At 46.3% G+C, this 20,726-nt stretch carries 12 protein-coding genes, 1 tRNA gene and 3 rRNA genes; 1 reads left to right on the top strand and 15 read right to left on the bottom strand.

Annotated elements, in window-relative coordinates; all coding sequences use genetic code 11:
* Positions 1-21 precede the first annotated feature (21 nt).
* The 7 genes from ACDZ28_RS05350 to ACDZ28_RS05380 form a co-directional block, all read right to left on the bottom strand.
* A complete protein-coding gene (locus ACDZ28_RS05350; RefSeq protein ID WP_042131250.1) occupies positions 22-546 on the bottom strand; it encodes a UvrB/UvrC motif-containing protein in 525 nt (174 codons plus the stop codon).
* Between the two features lie 30 nt (positions 547-576).
* Positions 577-1,038, bottom strand: a complete 462-nt coding sequence (locus tag ACDZ28_RS05355) for a CtsR family transcriptional regulator (RefSeq protein ID WP_042131251.1) — start codon at positions 1,036-1,038, stop codon at positions 577-579.
* A gap of 290 nt (positions 1,039-1,328) precedes the next feature.
* Complete coding sequence (eis, locus tag ACDZ28_RS05360; protein ID WP_375104147.1) at positions 1,329-2,501, bottom strand: enhanced intracellular survival protein Eis; 1,173 nt, start codon at positions 2,499-2,501, stop codon at positions 1,329-1,331.
* A gap of 420 nt (positions 2,502-2,921) precedes the next feature.
* A 5S ribosomal RNA gene (rrf, locus tag ACDZ28_RS05365) occupies positions 2,922-3,038 on the bottom strand.
* Between the two features lie 133 nt (positions 3,039-3,171).
* Positions 3,172-6,100: ribosomal RNA gene (locus tag ACDZ28_RS05370) — 23S ribosomal RNA — on the bottom strand.
* Positions 6,101-6,277: 177 nt separating this feature from the next.
* A tRNA-Ala gene (locus tag ACDZ28_RS05375) sits at positions 6,278-6,353 on the bottom strand.
* A 101-nt stretch (positions 6,354-6,454) separates the two neighbouring features.
* A 16S ribosomal RNA gene (locus tag ACDZ28_RS05380) occupies positions 6,455-8,012 on the bottom strand.
* The 16S, 23S and 5S rRNA genes sit together here with 1 tRNA gene alongside, the layout of an rRNA operon.
* Positions 8,013-8,426: 414 nt before the next feature.
* Between ACDZ28_RS05380 and ACDZ28_RS05385 the strand changes: the two genes are divergently transcribed.
* On the top strand, positions 8,427-9,683 hold the full coding sequence (locus ACDZ28_RS05385) for an MFS transporter (protein ID WP_375104148.1): 1,257 nt from the start codon (positions 8,427-8,429) through the stop codon (positions 9,681-9,683).
* Positions 9,684-9,703: 20 nt separating this feature from the next.
* Here ACDZ28_RS05385 and ACDZ28_RS05390 read toward each other — a convergent pair whose 3' ends face one another.
* The 8 genes from ACDZ28_RS05390 to ACDZ28_RS05425 form a co-directional block, all read right to left on the bottom strand.
* A complete protein-coding gene (locus ACDZ28_RS05390) occupies positions 9,704-11,611 on the bottom strand; it encodes a transglycosylase domain-containing protein (protein ID WP_375104149.1) in 1,908 nt (635 codons plus the stop codon).
* The gene (locus ACDZ28_RS05395) at positions 11,608-12,207 is read right to left on the bottom strand and encodes a hypothetical protein (protein WP_375104150.1); all 600 of its coding nucleotides are present in this window, start codon (positions 12,205-12,207) and stop codon (positions 11,608-11,610) included. Before ACDZ28_RS05395 ends, ACDZ28_RS05390 begins: the two co-directional genes overlap by 4 nt.
* Before the next feature lie 64 nt (positions 12,208-12,271).
* The gene (locus tag ACDZ28_RS05400; RefSeq protein WP_375104151.1) at positions 12,272-13,384 is read right to left on the bottom strand and encodes a sensor histidine kinase; all 1,113 of its coding nucleotides are present in this window, start codon (positions 13,382-13,384) and stop codon (positions 12,272-12,274) included.
* 19 nt (positions 13,385-13,403) lie between these two features.
* Positions 13,404-14,111 carry a response regulator transcription factor gene (locus tag ACDZ28_RS05405; RefSeq protein ID WP_042131255.1) on the bottom strand — a complete coding sequence of 236 codons (708 nt, stop codon included), beginning with the start codon at positions 14,109-14,111 and terminating at the stop codon, positions 13,404-13,406.
* 201 nt (positions 14,112-14,312) lie between these two features.
* Positions 14,313-16,325: an NAD-dependent DNA ligase LigA gene (ligA, locus tag ACDZ28_RS05410; protein WP_375104152.1), complete on the bottom strand. Its 2,013-nt coding sequence runs from the start codon at positions 16,323-16,325 to the stop codon at positions 14,313-14,315.
* A gap of 78 nt (positions 16,326-16,403) precedes the next feature.
* Positions 16,404-18,743: a DNA helicase PcrA gene (pcrA, locus tag ACDZ28_RS05415; RefSeq protein WP_339288305.1), complete on the bottom strand. Its 2,340-nt coding sequence runs from the start codon at positions 18,741-18,743 to the stop codon at positions 16,404-16,406.
* Between the two features lie 160 nt (positions 18,744-18,903).
* Positions 18,904-19,623, bottom strand: coding sequence for a heptaprenylglyceryl phosphate synthase (locus tag ACDZ28_RS05420; protein ID WP_375104153.1), 720 nt, complete (start codon positions 19,621-19,623; stop codon positions 18,904-18,906).
* A gap of 228 nt (positions 19,624-19,851) precedes the next feature.
* Positions 19,852-20,718 carry a phosphatidylinositol-specific phospholipase C/glycerophosphodiester phosphodiesterase family protein gene (locus ACDZ28_RS05425; RefSeq protein WP_375104154.1) on the bottom strand — a complete coding sequence of 289 codons (867 nt, stop codon included), beginning with the start codon at positions 20,716-20,718 and terminating at the stop codon, positions 19,852-19,854.
* Positions 20,719-20,726: the final 8 nt, after the last annotated feature.

Genomic DNA, 20,726 nt, shown 5'->3' on the forward strand with positions numbered 1-20,726 from the left:
CCCCCCTATATATCAAAGACTTTACTCTTGTGCTATTTCTTTTTCAAGTTTACGAATCTGATCCCGCAGCTCCGCTGCCTTCTCGAATTCTTCTTGTGTAATACTCTGCTGTAATTCCTTCTTGAGTTCATCAATTTGGCGTCTAAATACAATCTGAGCTCCTGCACGTTTCGGAATCTTACCTACATGTGAAGTACTACCATGCACTCGCTTAAAAAGCGGGTCAAGTGCGCTGTTAAAATATTTATAACAGGAGCTACAGCCAAAACGGCCTAACTTGCTAAACTGGGAGTACGTCATCCCACAATTCTCACATTGCAGACTCTGCGTTGTCTTCGTTGCAGCCGACTTCTCCTTGCCGGCACCCTCTAGATCAAGCAGACCTGACAGCAGACTGTGGATCGAGAACCCTCCAGCCGTTCCGGGAATGAGTTCCCCCTTCTCCCGTGCACAGCTCTCGCAGATATGAAACTCCGTCTTCTCTCCATTCACGATCTTAGTGAAGTGGAGTGTTGCCGGCTTGACGCCACATTCCTGGCATTGCATAAGCGAAAGCCCCTCCCTTATGGTTGACAATTATTTGCCTAACAAAGAGATTAACATCGCCTTCATAATCTTGGCACGAATCTCATCCCGGTATGGAATCTTAACCGTTAGGCATTCCCGAGAAACAGCAGCGCGCATAAGGCACGCTTCACGCTTACTTAGAAAACCGGCTTCCTCCAGCTGATAAATCAGCCCTTCAGCAGCGTTCTGATCAATCCCGCCACCTATAGTATGGTTTAAATGGGCATGCAGTGCCACGTTTGGTGGCAATTCAAAACGTTGAATACGAATATATCCCCCGCCACCACGCTTACTTTCCACCACATAACCTTTTTCCAAAGTAAAGCGTGTACTGATGACATAATTGATCTGTGACGGTACGCATGAGAACTGGTCCGCCAGGTCATTTCGCTGGATTTCCACCGTACCTTCGGGACTTTCATGCAAAATATTCTTCAGATATTGTTCGATAATATCAGAGATATTGCGCATCACTCATCCTCCAGTGCTTAAATCTTTATAATACCGATTGCAACTTGCATTCATAATGACAATGGTCTTTAATTGAACTTAAACATTTGTGGATAATTCCACGTGTTCAGAGGATCGGATCAATGTCATTAAGTTTCGTTGACTTTGACTTTCTTTGACTTTTTAATATTATAACATATTCTGTGCTAATTCCAAGTGGATTCTCTTATTTTTCACTTTTTTCAGCGAATGTATTCGGAAATAAAGAGCCCTCCCAACATCTTTCGAAGGGGAGAGCCCGAATTTTTATTTTAAAAATGATCAAATAATGCAGTGTGTGCTTGCGGTAAGATTTCTTCAAACCATTCCAGTGCAGCTGAATGACCTGAGATGCATCCATAACGAGCTAACTCTGCCGGACGTTTATATCCAAGCATTAATGCCGTCAATGTGCCGATATCACAGTTTAAGTCTGCTTCTGCCAGTTTCCCTTCCCCGCGTGTAAAAGTTGCCGATCCCTCATTAGAAATATTCCATTCCCACAATCCATCATTCCAAGGTGCGTATTTATCTTCTATATAAATAAGCTGTTTCTTTGGGCTGCTGTTTCCTCTGAAGGTATAACCTTCAATGAATGTCTTAGCATTCACAATACGACCCATAAAATAAGGATAATTCTCCTGTTCTATACGCGGATCTGGCAGCAAGAAGGGTAACATGTCGTCCGAAGGCACCAGCTTCAACGATGCACCGGTCACCATCGAATCATGGTTCGCAAGAAATGTCCACAGCCCCTGCCGAGCTTGTTCGTTCAAAAAAACAAATTCATCAATGACCAGTTCTCTGTTCTCTACCTTATACAGCACATATCCCTCTGGTTCACCACTTTTAGAGTAAAACACTGCACTTTTTCCTTCGTCATCTAATACAGAATTCTCCCACCAGTCCAAATCACGCTTAAGTGTCCCGTTATATCTGACAGCGAATTGATTGTATAAGCTATCCAATACTTCGATATCTTTAATGTCCCGTTTAACTTTGCCCTCAACTTCAACCTTCTTGGGAAACTTCGCTACAGGAATGGAGTATTTCTTATATTCACAATAAACTTCCCAACCAAATTTACGATAAAAGGGAATCAGGAACGGATGCAGAAAAGAGAGCGTTTGACCCGCTTCATTCATCGTTTGCAGTGCATGTGTTAAAAGCTTTGCCACATGCCCTTGTCTGCGGTTCTCTGGCCATGTTGCTACCCCAGCGATACCACCCATAGGCACTACTTTCCCTTGTATGTACACTTGGAATGGCAGAAGCGTCAATTTTGCTTCGAGTGTCCCATCTTCAAAGGCACCCCATACCCGTTCCGGCTTGAAACTTTTTTGAGCACTTTCCCGTTTGTCGCTAGGTAACTTGTATTGAAAAGCATATTCTGACAAGTTCATGCTTGCATCGAACTCATCTGGGCGTAACTGTCTTATTACCACAAACTCACCTCATCCTTTATAAAATTACTTTTAGGATAAGTATAACAAGAGCATCAATTGTGCGCTAATCTATTGCATTATTTATAACTTTATTTTTAGTTATCCACAGCTCTATGCAGTTTTAAAAATAGTCTTGAAATCTTGTCACATCCAAGTTAAAATAGTTATCCACTTATCAATAGCTCTATCCACATAATCCCGGCTATATCCACAGCAACCCGTGTACTACTTAGGTTTTCTGTTGACAGATCCATATAAATATGTATTTAATCCACACTATTTAGGGATTATTTCTCTTCCAATCATCTATCCACATGTGCGTAACTTTTCTGCAAATTCAAAATATTATCCACAAGTTTTCCACAGTCTATAATAAACGCAAAAAAGCCACTGTCGATGACTCAACAGTGGTCTAATTGTGCTTGGCAACGTCCTACTCTCCCAGGACCCTTCGGTCCAAGTACCATCGGCGCTGGAGGGCTTAACGGTCGTGTTCGGGATGGGTACGCGTGGAACCCCTCCGCTATCGCCACCAAACATGATTTTTTCGAAGCTTTCGCTTCTCGAAATCGCTGCGAGAAAATATCAGCCCTTATAAAGGACATGCAGCTTATTGGTTACAGGCTTGATGCCTGAAAACTGAATCCGAATTGAATTTGCATTTTAAGTATAGGATAAGCCCTCGACCGATTAGTATTGGTCAGCTCCATGCATTACTGCACTTCCACCTCCAACCTATCTACCTCGTCGTCTTCAAGGGGTCTTACTAATTGGGAAATCTCATCTTGAGGGGGGCTTCACGCTTAGATGCTTTCAGCGCTTATCCCGTCCGTACGTAGCTACCCAGCCATGCTCCTGGCGGAACAACTGGTGCACCAGCGGTACGTCCATCCCGGTCCTCTCGTACTAAGGACAGCTCCTCTCAAATTTCCTGCGCCCACGACAGATAGGGACCGAACTGTCTCACGACGTTCTGAACCCAGCTCGCGTACCGCTTTAATGGGCGAACAGCCCAACCCTTGGGACCTACTTCAGCCCCAGGATGCGATGAGCCGACATCGAGGTGCCAAACCTCCCCGTCGATGTGGACTCTTGGGGGAGATAAGCCTGTTATCCCCAGGGTAGCTTTTATCCGTTGAGCGATGGCCCTTCCATGCGGTACCACCGGATCACTAAGTCCGACTTTCGTCCCTGCTCGACTTGTAGGTCTCGCAGTCAAGCTCCCTTATGCCTTTGCACTCTTCGAATGATTTCCAACCATTCTGAGGGAACCTTGGAACGCCTCCGTTACTCTTTAGGAGGCGACCGCCCCAGTCAAACTGCCCGCCTGACACGGTCCCCGTACCCGATTAGGGCACTAGGTTAGAACCTAGATACGATCAGGGTGGTATCCCAACGGCGCCTCCACCGAAGCTTGCGCTCCGATTTCTACGGCTCCCACCTATCCTGTACAGATCGTACCCAAATTCAATATCAAGCTGCAGTAAAGCTCCATGGGGTCTTTCCGTCTTGTCGCGGGTAACCTGCATCTTCACAGGTATTAAAATTTCACCGGATCTCTCGTTGAGACAGCGCCCAAGTCGTTACGCCATTCGTGCGGGTCAGAATTTACCTGACAAGGAATTTCGCTACCTTAGGACCGTTATAGTTACGGCCGCCGTTTACTGGGGCTTCGGTTCATAGCTTCGGATTGCTCCTAACCACTCCCCTTAACCTTCCAGCACCGGGCAGGCGTCAGCCCGTATACTTCGCCTTGCGGCTTCGCACAGACCTGTGTTTTTGCTAAACAGTCGCTTGGGCCTTTTCACTGCGGCCCCCTCGTGCTATTCACACTACCGGGGCACCCCTTCTCCCGAAGTTACGGGGTCATTTTGCCGAGTTCCTTAACGAGAGTTCTTCCGCGCGCCTTAGAATTCTCTTCTCGCCTACCTGTGTCGGTTTGCGGTACGGGCACCTTCTCCTGGCTAGAGGCTTTTCTTGGCAGTGTGAGATCATGACCTTCGCTACTACAATTTTCGCTCCCCATCACAGCCCAGCCTTAATGATGTGCGGATTTGCCTACACATCAGCCTCACTGCTTAGACGGACATATCCATCAGTCCGCGTCACTACCCTCCTGCGTCACCCCATCGCTCGTAGCGGATTACGGTGGTACAGTAATTTCAAACTGTTGTCCTTCGACTACGCCTTTCGGCCTCGCCTTAGGTCCCGACTTACCCTGAGCGGACGAGCCTTCCTCAGGAAACCTTGGGCTTTCGGCGGATCAGATTCTCACTGATCTTTTCGTTACTCATACCGGCATTCTCACTTGTATGCTGTCCAGCGCTCCTTACGGTACACCTTCAACCCACATACAACGCTCCCCTACCCCAGATACATACGTATCTAGCCATAGCTTCGGTGGTGTGTTTAGCCCCGTTACATTTTCGGCGCAGAGTCACTCGACCAGTGAGCTATTACGCACTCTTTCAATGGTGGCTGCTTCTAAGCCAACATCCTGGTTGTCTGTGCAACTCCACATCCTTTCCCACTTAACACACACTTGGGGACCTTAGCTGATGGTCTGGGCTGTTTCCCTTTTGACAATGGATCTTAGCACTCACTGTCTGACTCCCGGCAATAAGTATATGGCATTCGGAGTTTGACTGAGCTTGGTAATCCTTGCGGACCCCGCACCCAATCAGTGCTCTACCTCCACTACTCTTATACCGAGGCTAGCCCTAAAGCTATTTCGGGGAGAACCAGCTATCTCCGAGTTCGATTGGAATTTCTCCGCTACCCCCACCTCATCCCCGCACTTTTCAACGTGCGTGGGTTCGGGCCTCCAGTGCGTGTTACCGCACCTTCACCCTGGACAGGGGTAGATCACACGGTTTCGGGTCTACGTCCACATACTGAGTCGCCCTATTCAGACTCGCTTTCGCTGCGGCTCCGTCTTCTCGACTTAACCTTGCATGTTAAACGTAACTCGCCGGTTCATTCTACAAAAGGCACGCCATCACCCATAGATAGGGCTCTGACTTTTTGTAAGCACACGGTTTCAGGTTCTATTTCACTCCCCTTCCGGGGTGCTTTTCACCTTTCCCTCACGGTACTGTTTCACTATCGGTCGCCAGGTAGTATTTAGCCTTAGCAGATGGTCCTGCTGGATTCATACGGGGTTTCACGTGCCCCGCACTACTCGGGATCCGTCTCGGAGAGAACACAGTTTAGGTTACAGGGCTTTTACCTCTATCGCGGGCCTTTCCAGACCTCTTCGCCTACCATATTCCTTTGTAACTCCATGTGAGACGTCCCACAACCCCTAAGAGCAAGCTCTTAGGTTTAGGCTGTTCCGCGTTCGCTCGCCGCTACTGACGGAATCACTATTGTTTTCTCTTCCTCAGGGTACTTAGATGTTTCAGTTCCCCTGGTCTGCCTCTACACACCCTATGTATTCAGATGTGAGTAACTGCGAATTACCACAGCTGGGTTTCCCCATTCGGACACCCCCGGATCAAAGCTTGCTTACAGCTCCCCGAGGCAGTTTCGTTGTTCGCCACGTCCTTCGTCGGCTCCTGGCGCCTAGGCATCCTCCGTGTGCTCTTATTAGCTTAACCATGATTTTTCCGCAGGAAAATATCATACGATATCTCTCTTGGAATCATCTCACTAATAACATTTACTTGTTTGCACAAGTTGCTAAAAGATGTTCTAAAACGCAAATTCGTTTCGGTATCCAGTTTTCAAGGATCAAGATAAAACTATTCTAGACATAACAAATAGATGAAGTTTGTTGGTGGAGCCAAGCGGGATCGAACCGCTGACCTCCTGCTTGCAAGGCAGGCGCTCTCCCAGCTGAGCTATGGCCCCGCAAATTCCATCAAAACCGAACAAATGGATACGCGTTAAATAATTGTGGAAGTTTAACTTCCGATTTGAATGTCTTCATTGCAGAAGACGATTCTCCATAGAAAGGAGGTGATCCAGCCGCACCTTCCGATACGGCTACCTTGTTACGACTTCACCCCAATCATCTACCCCACCTTCGGCGGCTGGCTCCCTTGCGGGTTACCCCACCGACTTCGGGTGTTGTAAACTCTCGTGGTGTGACGGGCGGTGTGTACAAGACCCGGGAACGTATTCACCGCGGCATGCTGATCCGCGATTACTAGCAATTCCGACTTCATGCAGGCGAGTTGCAGCCTGCAATCCGAACTGAGACCGGCTTTGATGGGATTGGCTCCACCTCGCGGCTTCGCTTCCCGTTGTACCGGCCATTGTAGTACGTGTGTAGCCCAGGTCATAAGGGGCATGATGATTTGACGTCATCCCCACCTTCCTCCGGTTTGTCACCGGCAGTCACTCTAGAGTGCCCAACATTACTTGCTGGCAACTAAAGTTAAGGGTTGCGCTCGTTGCGGGACTTAACCCAACATCTCACGACACGAGCTGACGACAACCATGCACCACCTGTCTCCTCTGTCCCGAAGGCCGCTGCTATCTCTAGCAGATTCAGAGGGATGTCAAGACCTGGTAAGGTTCTTCGCGTTGCTTCGAATTAAACCACATACTCCACTGCTTGTGCGGGTCCCCGTCAATTCCTTTGAGTTTCAGTCTTGCGACCGTACTCCCCAGGCGGAGTGCTTACTGTGTTAACTTCGGCACCAAGGGTATCGAAACCCCTAACACCTAGCACTCATCGTTTACGGCGTGGACTACCAGGGTATCTAATCCTGTTTGCTCCCCACGCTTTCGCGCCTCAGCGTCAGTTACAGCCCAGAAAGTCGCCTTCGCCACTGGTGTTCCTCCACATATCTACGCATTTCACCGCTACACGTGGAATTCCACTTTCCTCTTCTGTACTCAAGTCACCCAGTTTCCAGTGCGACCTTAGGTTGAGCCCAAGGTTTAAACACCAGACTTAAATGACCGCCTGCGCGCGCTTTACGCCCAATAATTCCGGACAACGCTTGCCCCCTACGTATTACCGCGGCTGCTGGCACGTAGTTAGCCGGGGCTTTCTTCTCAGGTACCGTCACTCCGATAGCAGTTACTCTACCGGACGTTCTTCCCTGGCAACAGAGCTTTACGATCCGAAAACCTTCATCACTCACGCGGCGTTGCTCCGTCAGACTTTCGTCCATTGCGGAAGATTCCCTACTGCTGCCTCCCGTAGGAGTCTGGGCCGTGTCTCAGTCCCAGTGTGGCCGTTCACCCTCTCAGGTCGGCTACGCATCGTCGCCTTGGTGGGCCGTTACCCCACCAACTAGCTAATGCGCCGCAGGCCCATCCCTCAGCGACAGATTGCTCCGTCTTTCATTCTTTCTTCAGGAGAAGAAAGAAATTATCCGGTATTAGCTACCGTTTCCGGTAGTTATCCCAGTCTAAGGGGCAGGTTGCCTACGTGTTACTCACCCGTCCGCCGCTAAGTCATTTTGAAAGCAAGCTTTCAAAATGACTCCGCTCGACTTGCATGTATTAGGCACGCCGCCAGCGTTCGTCCTGAGCCAGGATCAAACTCTCCAATTAGTATTGAAAAGAGCGATATGCTCATTTTGAAACTGACGATTCATTAAATGAATCTTTTAAAAATTAACGCGTTCCATTTGTTCAGTTTTCAAAGAACTTGCTCCCAGCATTTCGACATTCAATGTCTCTTGCACAGGAATTTGAGTATATCATGTTTTCGTATTTCTTGTCAACTTATTTTTTCATCGTTTGTGTTTCATTTGTTCGATGCGTCATAAGCACAAGAGATAATATACCATGCGGTTCTTATGTTTGCAAGCTTTTTTTGAAATAAAAAATTATCGACGTATAAATACTTTCAAACCAGCACAAACCAACACAAATTGATTCCAATCATCCGTGATCTGTGGCTAAATAGAACTTATCGCAATCCCATATATTAACTTCGAATGATACGTACAGAGAGGAGTCTAAATGAAAAATCAACCATCCAGTGCTGAGACCCCAACAAACCTTAAGGACAAGGAGCAGCGTAATCTGCAGCAAGCAACAATCTATAAGATTTTGCTGGCAGTCAGCTTTGTTCATTTATTTAATGATTCTATTCAGGCAGTTATACCTGCAATCTTCCCTATTCTCAAAGATAACTTATTGCTCTCCTTTGCTCAGATCGGATGGATCTCCTTTGCCCTAAACATGACGTCCTCAGTTATCCAACCAGTCATCGGATATGCTGCTGACCGTAAGCCTCGTCCTATATTATTACCACTAGGCATGTGCAGCACATTTTTAGGCGTACTTTTATTGGCTTTTGCCAACAACTATATTCTTGTATTGTTTTCCGTCATGCTAATCGGCTTCGGATCAGCTACTTTTCATCCGGAAGGCATGCGTGTTGCTCATATGGCTGCCGGGCAGCGAAAAGGCCTTTCGCAATCCATTTTTCAAGTCGGAGGTAATGCTGGGCAATCTTTAGGACCAATGCTCACGAAATGGATATTCATCCCCTTTGGGCAGATTGGGGCGCTTGGTTTCACTATCGTTGCAGCTGCCGGTATCGCCGTCCAGACTTACGTTGCTCGCTGGTATCGGGAGATGCTGGATGCGGGATATACATTTCATAAGAAATCAACAGCTCGTGCAATCGATCCTGCCCGCCGCAAAAGTATTCGAACAGCAACAATTATCCTTGTCTTCCTAGTCTTTGTAAGATCATGGTACGGCGCTTCTATCGGCAGCTACTACGCTTTCTATTTAATGGACAAATACCAAATGACGCTTGATAAAGCCCAAATCTACATTTTCATGTATTTAGCAGCTGGTGCCGTTGGTACATTCTTTGGAGGCCCCTTGGCAGACCGCTTCGGACGGCGTAATCTCATTCTTCTCTCTATGGTCGGAACAGTGCCCTTCGCGCTGGCTCTCCCCTTTGTGAACCAAATGTGGGCCGCTGTACTCCTACTGATTGGCGGTTTCATCCTTTTGTCCAGCTTCTCTGTTACTGTAATCTATGCTCAAATGCTTTATCCAGGGAATATCGGAACAGTCTCAGGGTTAATCACCGGTCTTGCTTTTGGTCTCGGGGGAATTGGCTCCTTGGTACTCGGCAATCTGATTGACAGCATTGGGATTTCAAAAGTGTTTATAGCTTGTGGCTTCCTGCCTCTTCTCGGTTTCCTCGCTCTCCTGCTTCCTAGAGATGAGAAACTAGAAGAATGGGCCGCTCAATAAACATCAATAACATCATAGAATCAATAATTACTTAGCGCTTTACTCATCACTGTAGAAAATAGAGCGGCAGCCTTCCCGCTGCCCTCTGTCATATAATTATCCTTATTTGTACGATCAAACCCCATCCACACTGCAGCTGTCCATTCCGAAGTATAACCAACAAACCATAGATCCCGATTTGCTTTCTTGCTCACACCTGGCAGGTCCAATTGAGTTGTTCCGGTTTTCCCTGCTACGGGTCTGTTCATTTGTGCCTTTTTGCCGGTTCCTTCATTGACAACACTACGCAGCATAGTCGTCATTGCGTCTGCTGTTCGTTGCGATATCACCTGACGTGATACAGTGGGATGTGTATATACGACTTTCCCTCCTGCATCAGTTATCGAGCGCACCATATGAGCCTCATTGAATTTACCTCCATTAGCAAAGACACCGTAGGCCTGTGTCATTTTAAGTGGAGATACCCCTTTATGAAGCCCTCCTAAAGCTATTGATAAATGGTTGTCCTCCTCCGTCAGTACTATTCCTAATTTCGCGGCAAATTGCCGTGCAGAAGAGATTCCAACCTGCTTCAAAAGCCAAACGGCTGGCGCATTCACGGATTTTTGCAGCGCTTTACTCATTGTAATTTGACCTTGATACACACCATTCAAATTCTCAGGTACATAGTTGCCATAAGCATATTTATGATCAGACAGTATACTATTTGGGCTATACTTCCCGCTCTCTAGCGCGGGTCCATAATCAATGATCGGCTTGAAGCTGGAGCCTGGCTGCCGCGCATCAATTGTAGCTCTGTTCAAGCTCCCCTCGTTTTGCTCACGCCCACCAATCAGTGCCACCACTTCACCTGTACGATGATCCATGATGGTCATAGCTGCTTCCACCTGTTGATCTTTTCCATCGGGCGGGAAAGAAGACGCCTTAAGAAAAGCCTGTTCAAGCGCCTGCTGCGCTTTAATATTCAACCCTGTAACGATAGTGTAGCCTCCCGTTCGAAGCTCTTCTACTGACTTTCCAGTGATCTGAGAAGCTTCCTTAAGCGCAGCATCCACATAATGCACGCCAATGACTTCTACTTTGTTCGCAGCCGGAGGTTGATACTGTTTATCTCTGGCCTCCATCATTTGTTCAGTAGTGATCAGTCCTTGATCTAGCATGATCTGTAGAACGAGATCCCTTCTTGTTTTGGATAATGTACTATTGTCTACCGGATTATAAATAGACGGTCCTTTAGGAATTCCCGCTAGGGTGGCTACTTGCCATATCTCTAGTTTTTTCAAATCAGATACACCGAAGTAACGCTCGGCAGCTGCTTTCACTCCATACTGTCCTCGTCCCATATAAATCTGATTGAGGTAAAGCCCTAGAATCTCTCGTTTAGATAGCTGCCGCTCCAAAGCAAGCGCAATGGATGCTTCATTTAGCTTGCGTATCACATTCTTGTTCCTGTTCAAATAAAGATTGCGAGCAAGCTGCTGAGTGATGCTGCTTCCGCCCTCGGAGAGATCCATATCCACAACATTATTCAAAAAGGCGCGAGATATCCCTTTGTAATCTATTCCCTGATGGCTATAGAAACGACGGTCCTCCACTGCTAAAAATGTATTTATCAATAATGCAGGCATCTCCTCCAGCTCTGCTAGATGTCTATACCCAGAACCCGGTAAAGGGATCATTCTTAATGTCGTCCCATCCGAGGTCTTAATGATGCTCGATTCCGGCAGTAGAAGTTTATCCTCTTGTTGTTTAACCACTTGTCCGCCGTATTGAAATACGTAAAGCAAACCCACAAGCGCTATTATTATTCCAATGACACTCGCATCAAAAAATAAATATCCCAGACGGAGTATCCGAGTACGCACGATCCATCTGCCATCTTTGTCTGAATGGACTCCACTTAGTTTTTTTTCGGTAACGGCACTCATGATTCTATAATCAGGTTCTCTAGGAACCGCTCCATACTACGGGCTTCAACATTTGCCGCTTCAAGAAGTGCGTGCGCTTCTGCCCCATCATCTGTAATGTCACCCTCTTCTACCTCACGAAGAGTACGGAGAATTGCCCGAGTCCTAATCAATAAAGCTACAGCTGGTGTATCTTGCATCGTTTCTGGTGCTACGCCTCTATTCGGAACTTCAATTCTTTGCATACGATTCAGGTTAGCGGCGATTTGCCCTAATTCTCCTCCAGAGAGGACCTTAATTTCTTTTGTTGCTCCCTTGTCTGCCAACTCTGAGGTCCCAACCAATACGGTGTGCAAATCATCGGAAATTTTCTGTGAACGTAGAATAAACAGACCGCTGAAGAGCAGAAAAAATAGAATAACAGCACAGGGGATTTTTCCAATATGATTAATGACCCCGTGGGTAAGACGGACAAAAAAAGCGCCTGATTGCCCCGAATAATGAGTGTACAGCAAAGCAACACCCCGCTGGACAACAAAAAGAAAGGCAGCACTCAAAAGAGCACTCCCTATAAAAATATAAAGATAGTGGATACGAATCGTCTGAAGTTTGTGCATAGTAATCCCCTCCTTGTGCTCACAAGGATATCTTCCAAATCTTAAGAACCCGCCAAGAGTTTTCTTAAGATTCTCTGAAGAATGGGAAATGGGTGTTAAAATCCGTTCGAAGGGGGGAGCTTTCTACATAAATAACGCCATTATGGCGTTCAATGATACTTTTTGAAATGGCAAGACCTAGGCCCGACCCACCTGTATGCTGTGAACGGGACTTCTCTGCCCGATAGAATCGTTCAAAAATAAAAGGGATATCACTCTCTGCAATCATCTCTCCAAAGTTGCTAATGCGGACAACCGCTTCATTCTCCTTTTTACTGAAACCAATCTCCACTTTTCCGCCGCTTCTACCGTAACGGATCGCGTTCGTAATCAAATTCTCATAAGCACGAACTAACTCTTTAGGGGAAGCTTCTATCCATAACTCATCTGCTTGGTCATCGATCTCATAGGTCATTTCAGCCTTTGTTAGTTCGGGAACGGATTCCTCCGCTAACTGCCGTATAAAGGCTTTTAAATCTAATCTCTCCAGAACCAGAGGGTATTCTCCACTATTAACACGTGTATATTCAAAAAGATCGTCGATCAGTTTACGCAGCACAAGCGATTTGTTGTAGGCTATACTCACGTAATAACGTATTTCTACTTCTTCCTGACATCGATCCTGCTCGATATACTCCAGAAAACCGAGGACAGAGGTAAGCGGGGTTCTTAAATCATGTGAAACACCAGTGATCAAATCATTTTTCGCGTTCACAGCTTTACGTTCCTCCTCCACGGAGTGCTGCAAACGTTCAGCCATTTCATTAATATTCTCAGCCAGCACTCCCAGCTCGTCCGTGGTTCTAACTTCAATTCGGTGCGACATCCCAGAGCTTGTGATTTCCCGAATCCCTTTGGTGATCTCCTCCAGATAAAGTACTACTTTACGAGTATAGATAAAAAAGAATAGCAAAAAGCTGATAATACCAGCGGCGGTCAGCAGTGGCATAGAACCAATATGATTAATGATCCAGCGTAAGATACGTGAATAGGGAGCCGACTCTGACGCTGGATTCAAATAGATCATGAAATTAACGAGCTGGTAACCTGCAAACAGCAGTAATCCACCGGAAAGCACACTAAGCAAAAAGGCGTATATAAACTTCCAACGAATCGTAGTTATATATTTGGAATTCAAGAAGCCTCACCTAATCCTTTCAGGAAGGTCCATCTAATTTATACCCAACTCCCCAGACGGTTTGTATATAACGCGGGCGCTTCGAATCCACTTCGATTTTGTCGCGGAGGTTACGAATATGTACCATAACAGTATTACCCCCATCTAAAAATGGTTCGTTCCAAACCTTATCGTATATCTGCTCTAAGCTGAGCACTTGACCTTGGTGCCTTGCCAAAAGCTCTAAAATAGAAAATTCCCGAGGAGTCAGCTTAATCTTCTGCTGGTCTATATGTACCTCATGCTTAGACGTATCTATAGTTAAATCTTCAAAGCTCAGTTTGTTGTCAGTTCCCAAGCTATTACTTTCTTTATTGAAGGCGTGGTAACGACGCAGCTGTGACTTCACTCTAGCTACAATCTCCAAAGGATTAAACGGCTTGCCCACGTAGTCGTCCGCTCCTATGCTGAGTCCTGAGATTTTGTCCATATCGGTATTTTTGGCTGAAAGAATGATAATTGGCATCTTCCGCTCTTCACGGATCTTCATACACGCAACTAGTCCATCCATCTTAGGCATCATGACATCAAGAATGATTAAATCTACTTCTTCCTTCTGCAGACACGCCAGCGCTTCCATTCCATCATAGGCTTTAAGCAGCCGATAACCCTCATTACAGAGGTATATCGATAATAGCTCGACTATTTCCTTCTCATCATCTACTAACAATATCGTCTCTCTCTTCACGGAAGGGGTTTCCTTTCAATTATAGTAATAATATCTATAGCTTCTATATTAGCAGATCAATCGAACGATTTTCCTCGAAAATAGAAACATGTACTTACAATCGCATGACAATAAAGTAGGTTACGCAAAAAAGGGCACCCGCTCCTCTCGTACTTAAACGAAATGGAACGGGTACCCTTTTAGGATCTATTGAAAATATGCTTACATCTCCAGCAATCGAATCAGCTCATCCTCATCTTCAATGACTTGAATGCCTAACTGCTGTGCCTTGGCCAGTTTACTGCCTGCCTTCTCTCCGGCAATAACCAAATCGGTCTTCTTGGATACACTTCCGGATACCTTTGCTCCAAGCGCTTCTAAGCGCTCAGCCGCTTCGTCACGTGTAAGCTTTTGTAATGAACCGGTCAACACTACAGTTTTTCCACTAAAGAAGGAATCGGTATTAACAGGACGCGGTGCTTCAGGAGCCTTTGCTTCAACGCCCAAAGCTCGCAAGCGAGCAACATTTGCCACGACTACAGGATCTGCGAAGAAATTAACAATACTCTCAGCGACAATCCCACCAATGTCCGGTAACTCGGCGAGTTCCTCGGCTTTAGCCTGCATTACAGCATCCAGATCGCGGAAATGATCAGCCAGCATCTTGGTTGTTGCTTTACCTGTGTTAGGGATTCCTAACGCAAATAAGAATGAGGCGAGATCGCGCCCTTTACTATCCTCTAACGCTTGCAGCAAATTCTTTGCTTTTTTCTCCCCAAAACGGTTCAACTGTACAAGCTGTTCAAAAGACAATTCATACAGATCCGCAGAGTCATGTACATTAAGCTCGTCGTAGAGCTGACCTGCCGTCTTCTCACTAAACGTCTCAATATCCATCGCATCACGAGAAGCGAAATGGGTGATCCGACTAATAATTTGCGGTCTACAGTTCAGCTTATTATTACAGAAAAGATGCGCACCGCGCATTTCTAGCGGATATCCGCAAGCCGGGCAGTCCTCAGGAAAAATAATTTCTCCTCCGTCATTCTCCTCTGTTACCTTACCGAGAATTTCCGGGATAACATCATTAGAACGCCGAATAAACACTCGAGCGCCTAAGGCGAATTTCAAGTTTTTGCGCTCAATATCGCCTACATTATTTAATGTGCAATTCTGTACAGTAACTCCAGCAAGTTCTACGGCTTCAACACGAGCCAGCGGAGTCACTTTGCCTGTACGTCCTACATTCCAGCTAACAGACTCAAGCACGGTCGTTGTTTCTTCAGCCTCAAATTTATAAGCCACTGCCCAGCGGGGGAACTTATCAGTGTAACCAAGAACTTCTCGAATACGGAAATCAGTCACCTTGATTACAGCTCCATCAATGAGGTAATCAAGACTCGAACGACTCTCCTCGATTCCAGCAAGCTGTTCGGTCACATCATCGAAATCATTACAGTAAGTCAAATAAGGATTTACTTTGAATTTGTTATTCCGCAGAAAATCCATCATCTCCTGATGATCGGCGAATTCTACACCTTCTGCAAAACCTACATTATAGAAATATGCATTCAAACGACGTTCTGCAGTAGTCTTCGGGTTTAGATTGCGCAGTGCACCTGCTGCTGCATTACGCGCATTCTTCAGCGGCTCTGCAGCCCGTGTATTATAATCAGCTAGCACAGACAGATTCATAATCCCTTCACCTTGAACCTCAATGACCCCTTCTTTAAAAGGAATCGTTAATGGAACAGACTTAATGGTCTTCACCTGCGCAAGGATTCCTTCACCAATGACACCATTACCACGCGTCGATGCCTGTTCAAGAACGCCATTTCGATAGGTTAAATTCAGCGTTAAGCCATCGAACTTCAGCTCTACTGCATAACAAGGATCAGGAAGAGGGTTGTCTGGATTCTTAAGATTGTACTCATTCACTAACCGGAGTACCCGCGTATTCCAGCTCCGCAGCTGTTCAATATTCTGTGCTTTATCGAGACTCCAAAGCGGAGCCAGATGCCGATGCGGCGTGAAGCCCTTAAGCAGCTCTCCACCTACACGTTGTGTAGGTGAATCCGGTAGTACGAAGCCACTCTCAGCCTCCAGCGCTACAAGCTTGTCGTATAAAACATCGTATTCCTTATCACTGACTAGCGGAGCATCCAGCGTGTAGTAGTGGTAATTATAATTATTTAACTCCGCAACAAGCTCTTCCATCACATGCATAGCATCCATGCAGGTACATCCCTCCGTCAATAAGTTTCCTAATGGTTAGCGTGGTCTAAATATCCGTTCGTTAATCGTTTCCTACTATTATTCCACCCTGGTAATCGGTGCAAACCCTGCAAGCAGTCGTTTTACACCCACTGGTGCCGGGAAAGCAATCTGCAGCTCCGTGTCATTCCCGGTGCCCTTAACAGCCACAACGGTACCGGTGCCCCATTTGCCGTGTGAAACCTTATCACCCGCTTTGTATTCGCCAGCTGCTGCAGCACCTGATCCAGTAGCGCGCTGAGCGCCTCCTGAGGTTACGGTCACGCTGCTTTTGCTTGTCGCTGCGGACGCTGTGCTTCCGCTGCCAATCGGTGCCGCACCAGCGGCTCCACTTCGGCCGCCGAAGTTCCCACGACTGCCGCCACTGAAGCCGCGTCCACCGTAAGCACCGCCTACCTCCGAGCCTCCACGTTGGAAACGGTCCTGCGTCTTAGCGGTATCTTCCTTCAGTTCCTCTGGAATCTCTTCAATGAAGCGGGACGGCTGATTCGCCGTCGTCCGCCCAAAGAGCGTACGCATCCGCGCGCAAGAGAGAAACAATTGTTTCTCGGCGCGGGTGATTCCTACATACGCAAGGCGGCGTTCCTCTTCAAGCTCGTCGTTATCTTGGAAAGCACGGCTGTGCGGGAACACGCCTTCTTCCATCCCGACAATAAACACCGTTGGGAACTCCAGACCTTTGGCGCTGTGCATCGTCATCAGGACTACAGCGTCACTACGGTCCTCTTCATCATCATTTACACTATCAATATCTGCGATAAGCGCGAGATCCGTGAGGAAGGAGACAAGCGACTTGTCCTCGTTATTCTTTTCAAACTCCATCGTCACCGACAGGAACTCATCGATGTTCTCTAGTCGCGAGCGAGATTCGAGTGTGTTTTCATTTTGCAGCTCCAAACGATACTGCGACATCTCTAGTATTTTTTCCGTCAGTTCGGTTACGGACAAGAACTCCACCATACGATGCAGAGCTTCAATCATATCGTAGAACTCTACTAGCATATTCCGCGTCCGCCCAGCAAAGCCCAAATCATCTACAGTTTGCAGTACGCGGAAAATAGAAACACCACGCTCAGCAGCCGCAGCTGCCAGCTTGCCAACCGTTGTATCCCCTAATCCCCGCTTAGGTACATTAATAATACGCGTCAGGCTGATATCATCATCAGGATTTGACAGCAGGCGTAAATAAGCGAGCAGATCCTTGATTTCTTTACGATCATAGAACTTAATCCCGCCTACGATTTGATATGGAATATCAGATTTAATTAGAATTTCCTCGATTACCCGTGACTGGGCATTTGTACGATACAGTATCGCATGATTCTGATAGGCCTGACCCTGTTTCACATTTTTGCTGATTTCTCCGGTTACAAAGTAACCTTCATCATGCTCGGAGTCCGCCCGGTACACCTTAATCTTGGCGCCTTCCTCGGAATCGGTCCACAGCTTCTTCGGCTTACGTCCACTATTGAGTGCGATCACACCATTGGCTGCATTCAGGATATTAGCAGTTGAACGGTAGTTCTGCTCAAGAAGAATGGTCTTCGCTTCTGGATAGTCCTCTTCAAAATTAAGAATGTTTGTAATATCCGCTCCGCGCCAGCGATAAATCGACTGATCACTATCCCCTACCACACAAATCCGGTGGTGGCTGTCAGCGAGCATACGGCACAACATATACTGTGCTCTGTTCGTATCCTGATACTCATCCACGTGGATGTATTTGAATTTCTTTTGGTAGAAATCAAGGACCTCGGGAACTTCCTTAAACAGTTCAATGGTCTTCATAATTAAATCATCAAAATCAAGCGAGTTATTGCTTCTTAGACGCCTTTGATACATCTTATATACCTTTGCAACTAAGCCTTCAAAATAATCGCCAACCTTCTGCTCATACTGCGCCGGAGTGATCAGCTCATTCTTCGATGCGCTAATGATGGCCTGCACAGCTTTTGGTTCGAATTTCTTCGTATCAATATTCAGTTCCTTCATACAGTTACGTATTACGGATAGCTGATCTGTAGAGTCCAGAATGGAGAAGTTGGAGGTAAAACCAATCCGCTCGATATCCTTCCGCAAAATCCGAACACACATAGAGTGAAAGGTGGATACCCAGATATCTCTTCCCTCAGGTCCGACAAGCTTAGATACACGTTCCTGCATTTCCCGCGCAGCTTTATTCGTAAACGTAATCGCCAAAATCGCCCAAGGCGGCGCCTTTCGATTGGCAATCAGCCAGGCAATTCTGTGAGTCAACACTCTCGTCTTCCCACTGCCCGCACCAGCCATAATCAAAAGTGGTCCTTCAGTAGTTTCGACAGCCTGTCTTTGTGGAGGATTCAGTCGACTTACTGCGTCTTGTATGCTAATAAGTTGCATGTGTAATATGCTCCTTTCTAAATATAAAATCACAAATCAAAAGTAGTCCTAAAAATAACCACTAAGCATAATCACCTTCGACGTCCTTATAAGGACGGTAAGTGTTTATACGAAAAATATAAAGATAATGTATAACGTGAAACTTATACTTTCTTATATTTTAATCAAATTGCTCTTGTACTGTCTTCTTCACAGCCGCAACTGTTAGCAGTGCCTGCTGTACATCACTATAAATAATATTGCCGACCACTACTGTATCACATAGAGCTGCTGCTTGCTCGGCCTCTGCCTCACAAGTAATGCCCCCTCCATAAAAAAGCTGAGCCTGCTCCACCATTTCACGCACCGTCCGCACGGTCTCCATATCCCCGAATCTACCGCTGTATTCAAGATAAACAATCGGCAGTGACATCAGCCTGTCCGCAACCTGGGCATATGCAGCCGCTTCTTCAGCATCAATGGCCGTCTCAGCCCCTGTAATCCGTGCAACTGAAGAGTCACTATTCAGCACAATATAACCTTCCGTTAGAAGCGAATCCCATGGAATCATAAATCCATAGCGTTCAATAGCTCGGCGATGATGGCCTACAATCCAGGCTGTATCAGGCGTATTAAGCACCATAGGAATCATATAAAGATCAAATCCGGGTACAGCAGCTTCAAGTTCGGATACCTCGAGTGCACAGGGTAACTCAAAATGCCTCACTCTTGATAAGAGATCCACTGTATTCTCATAGGTTACTCCTGTAGAGCCCCCTATCAGTATGGCATCCGTGCCTGATAAGCAAACAGCCTCCAAATCCTCATCCGAAATCATCCGGTCAGGGTCTAGCTTAAACACATGCCGCCAAGGTTTGATCATTTGCTGCACTGCTTTCATGAGAATCATCCTTAATAGTCATTTGGGCAAGACAAAGACACTCCTGCCGCCGCAAAAGATATAGATCTAGTCTATGCCAGCACAGCAGGTGTGTCAATTTAAAGCGAACAAAAATGCGAACATTTTTTCGTATATAAATTTTGGGACTCCCGCAAAGCACCTGAATACACATCTATGGAAAGCACCACTTTGTAGAGATATATTAGTGGTAATAAGTAGTCAAAGATTTCAACGTACACCTGAGATGTTAATCAAATCCTCTTCCGGCACAAAATCAGTGTAAAAACCATCCACGCCCATACGGGATAACTCCCGAATTTCATCTTCTTCATTCACTGTATGAACATATACACGAGCGCCAGCCTTCTTCAGCTTTTTAATAAAGCTCTTGTTGGCCCGGCTAACCGGCATGGTAATATCCACACCTGTTTTATTAACAAACTCAATAACTTGTTCATCCGTATCCTTGGACTGGTACAGGGTGTAAAGCACTTCCGGAAAAGAATAAACCTTATTGATATCATCAAGCATCGTCTGATTGTATATTTGTGGAATAATTCGATCTAATATGGCTGGATCCCGGCGCTGCGCCGCTTCTACCAACAATGTAAATTGTTTATTTATAAGTTCAGATTTGATCTCTTTCGTATCCGTCACGATATAGGCATCTGGATAATGCTGCATCAGATCAAGCAACCTCTCAACATCGATTGGGGAGTAGATATTCAGAATTGGACTATCCATGAATTCTTTATAATCTAGTACAACCCCTTGTTTATTAGCAGGAAGCACATCCAACTGTCCTAAGAGCTTACTCATATTCCCTGACCACTCATGCCGACCAACTAGCTGATCATCAGCCGATAATAACAAGTCTACTTCAAATACGCGAGTTCCTTGTGCATAATTAGCTACAAACGCTTCAAAAGCATTGGTGTATGTATGACCGTTAATGCCACCCATGGCATGTGCCACGACCTTGTGAGCTTCAAAGCCGCTTACAGGCTGCTCGTCTTCATTACTAAAAGCGATTACAAGTAGAGTTATAAGAGCCCCAATTACAGTTACGGTTGCAACAATCCTTTTCTTATCCATAGTTGAGA

It is taken from the genome of Paenibacillus sp. RS8 (assembly GCF_041956825.1).
Taxonomy (GTDB): Bacteria; Bacillota; Bacilli; order Paenibacillales; family Paenibacillaceae; genus Paenibacillus_AQ.

What these genes read in the sequence shown, in the direction of transcription:
- pcrA (WP_339288305.1), bottom strand. Translation starts at nt 18,743, where the DNA reads ATGCAACTTATTAGCATACAAGACGCAGTAAGTCGACTGAATCCTCCA.
- ACDZ28_RS05385 (WP_375104148.1), top strand. Translation starts at nt 8,427, where the DNA reads ATGAAAAATCAACCATCCAGTGCTGAGACCCCAACAAACCTTAAGGAC.
- ACDZ28_RS05395 (WP_375104150.1), bottom strand. Translation starts at nt 12,207, where the DNA reads ATGCACAAACTTCAGACGATTCGTATCCACTATCTTTATATTTTTATA.
- ACDZ28_RS05420 (WP_375104153.1), bottom strand. Translation starts at nt 19,623, where the DNA reads ATGAAAGCAGTGCAGCAAATGATCAAACCTTGGCGGCATGTGTTTAAG.
- ACDZ28_RS05350 (WP_042131250.1), bottom strand. Translation starts at nt 546, where the DNA reads ATGCAATGCCAGGAATGTGGCGTCAAGCCGGCAACACTCCACTTCACT.
- ligA (WP_375104152.1), bottom strand. Translation starts at nt 16,325, where the DNA reads ATGGATGCTATGCATGTGATGGAAGAGCTTGTTGCGGAGTTAAATAAT.
- ACDZ28_RS05390 (WP_375104149.1), bottom strand. Translation starts at nt 11,611, where the DNA reads ATGAGTGCCGTTACCGAAAAAAAACTAAGTGGAGTCCATTCAGACAAA.
- ACDZ28_RS05355 (WP_042131251.1), bottom strand. Translation starts at nt 1,038, where the DNA reads ATGCGCAATATCTCTGATATTATCGAACAATATCTGAAGAATATTTTG.
- ACDZ28_RS05425 (WP_375104154.1), bottom strand. Translation starts at nt 20,718, where the DNA reads ATGGATAAGAAAAGGATTGTTGCAACCGTAACTGTAATTGGGGCTCTT.